Raw genomic sequence first — 1,593 nt, 5'->3', positions numbered from 1 at the left:
CCCGCTTGTGCGGGTCAGTGCCAAGGGAGTGCCCAGGTGGTCAAGCTGGTAGTGGAATACCTCGGCCTTCTGCCCCTCCCCTTCCAGCTGTGCCAGGGGTTTGAAACTGCCGGGTTCATAGATAAAGCTGCGGTACCGCTGGTCAGTACGATGCTTGCGTCACCTAGCAGATAGCAGCTCTCGGCAATCAGGTTGCCACAAGAATTCGATGCTCTTCTCGCCATCCTAGTTTCAATCTCGCTCAAGAAGAGGTTGGTGGTGTCGTCGCGATACGTCAGTGCCCTGCCACCCACGGGATGTGGCGACGCACCAAATGAAGCTAGAGGTGATATTCGCAGCGAGTCTCGCTGCCCGGCCAGCCCCACTAGCCCGCAACCTGACAGTAAAGGGGAAGTCAACATATAAAAAGATAAGAAAATGGCGTTATTCTGACCTTTACACATCCATCTTTTTAAAAAAACTGAGTTAATAAAATTACCCAGCTATAACCTGATCTGCACTGATTACTCAGAAAATACCGGATTACGCGGGGAAAAATCGAACCTACGACACTGCTTGATATACAACCTCAACCATTCGAAGGCTCACCAAAAATCGCATGCACCACAACACTTACATTTTATCTTTATATTCTAGATAGCCATAGTTCACATTGCTTTACGTAGTCATCTTTGTGAAACTTATGAGAAACAACCTTTTCCACCTCATCCCATCCTCCATTAGAATTCTCTGAATATAGAATCAACCATCCTTCCCTACCATCATTCTCAATTAGATAACTATCACCATTCTTTTTTAGCAAAGCGGCCCATGACAAAAAAAATTCTTTGAAATCTGTAAACTGCTCTAATAAAAAACGGTTTTTCAAAGCCATTTGTTGAAAATCATCTTTATTAATCATTATTCAACACCCTCTACAAATATATGTTTTTCTGTGGTAAAGAGCTGAGTGCCACCACCAGAAGATGGCTGAGTCACACCTCTAACAGACCAAGTATCATCAATTGCCTTAGAAGTAGAGCGAATCACTTTAGTTTTTTCATTAACTACATATTGTTTTTTCAGTTTAAGTTCCACTGTACCTTTAGCCCTATTCTCCCCCATCTTACCAATACCCAACTCTGATGGAGTCACACTGCTATGCATTGCATAGTAATTACCTTGTGGGGCTCCTGATGATTGATACTGATATACTTTTTTACCTCTATTGAGGGTTTCAATACGCACATCGTGACTGAAGTCAATTCCATTCAAATGACTAGGTATGCTTTCTTCGGCAAAACCCTGCCCCTTATAAAAGTCAAATGCAATTTTTTTCCTAGCTCTCTGATTTATGTCAGCATTGACCTCACCAGTACGGCCGAATTTATTATTCAGATATGCTCGTCTTGTAAGATCTTTATCTGAACCAGGACATTGTCCCGGCACATTGCTCAACCCCAGCGGATCCACCCAGCCAGTCGGGTTAGGGGCGTACTGGTAGTTGTTGAGCCCGCCAGCCAAGCCTATCGGGTCAGGGGTGATAAATCTACCCGTGCCGGGCTGGTAGTAGCGGTGGCGGTTGTAGTGAAGCCCGGTCTCGGCGTCAAAATA

The 1,593-nt window shown here is 44.7% G+C and carries 2 protein-coding genes; both read right to left on the bottom strand.

Features of this window, described 5'->3' with window-relative positions; genetic code table 11:
• Positions 1–625 precede the first annotated feature (625 nt).
• The gene (locus tag AB5Y59_RS04610) at positions 626–901 is read right to left on the bottom strand and encodes a hypothetical protein (RefSeq protein ID WP_342040771.1); all 276 of its coding nucleotides are present in this window, start codon (positions 899–901) and stop codon (positions 626–628) included.
• A partial coding sequence (locus AB5Y59_RS04605) for a polymorphic toxin type 46 domain-containing protein (RefSeq protein ID WP_368211555.1) occupies positions 901–1,593 on the bottom strand: 693 nt, incomplete at its 5' end. The genes AB5Y59_RS04605 and AB5Y59_RS04610, both read right to left, overlap by 1 nt.

The organism is Aeromonas sp. s10, assembly GCF_040907975.1.
GTDB classification, from domain to species: domain Bacteria; phylum Pseudomonadota; class Gammaproteobacteria; order Enterobacterales; family Aeromonadaceae; genus Aeromonas; species Aeromonas caviae.
This window is presented reverse-complemented; position numbering and strand designations above follow the sequence as displayed.

Bases quoted from the DNA above. Each gene is read 5' to 3' on its own strand.
- AB5Y59_RS04610 (WP_342040771.1), bottom strand. From the start codon at position 901: ATGATTAATAAAGATGATTTTCAACAAATGGCTTTGAAAAACCGTTTT.